Source organism: Paenibacillus sp. Y660 (genome assembly GCF_057221575.1).
The window spans coordinates 1-593 of record NZ_JBXBBJ010000096.1 but is presented as its reverse complement, the minus strand read 5'-3'; the positions used below and the strand labels follow the sequence as shown (position 1 = coordinate 593).

The window sequence follows — 593 nt, the reverse complement described above, 5'->3', positions numbered from 1 at the left end:
CCTCCCACTATAAAGTAATGTTTTCTCCTGTTTTCTCACTCATTCTTAGATTTACAACTTTGACACCTTAGAGGTGAGGGAGAAATGTTGGTATAAATCATATTTTTCTGCAAAAACCGCTGGCGGGAACAGGGCTTGGATTCGTTTTTATCCAAACTGTGGATAACGCTTATGATCGCACAGTGGATCTCCACATCTTCCCTTGGGGTTTACCCTCCCATGTCACGCTGGGTCTATGCCCTTACATTCCTTCGTTCTACCTGCCAAGGGGTGGAGGCCGATTCTCGCTCCTAAACGGGGTCATTGCCCTTATGGAATAATAACTTCGGCTTCTCCGGTGCTTCCGTTGTCGAGTTGTACATCTGTTGTTGAATTGAGATTTCTAGTGATGCTTGAACTTAAGCTGCGATTTGTTGTATCTGTGCTTGTCGTACAGGTCCAAGAACGTCGTTTGCGTTGTACTCTCTTTGCTTCGTCCCCAGCGTGTGCAGGACGCGTATCAGTTTACCGCAGAGCGCGATAAGCGACTGTTTCTTCTTCAGCGGGTTTTGACTTCGTGTTGTAAAGTACTTGTGCAAGGCTTTAAATTCTTT

At 45.7% G+C, this 593-nt stretch carries 1 pseudogene; it reads right to left on the bottom strand.

The window, feature by feature from the left end:
- Positions 1-398 precede the first annotated feature (398 nt).
- Positions 399-593, bottom strand: a pseudogene (locus AC2TDN_RS26615) (IS110 family transposase); the annotation flags it as partial.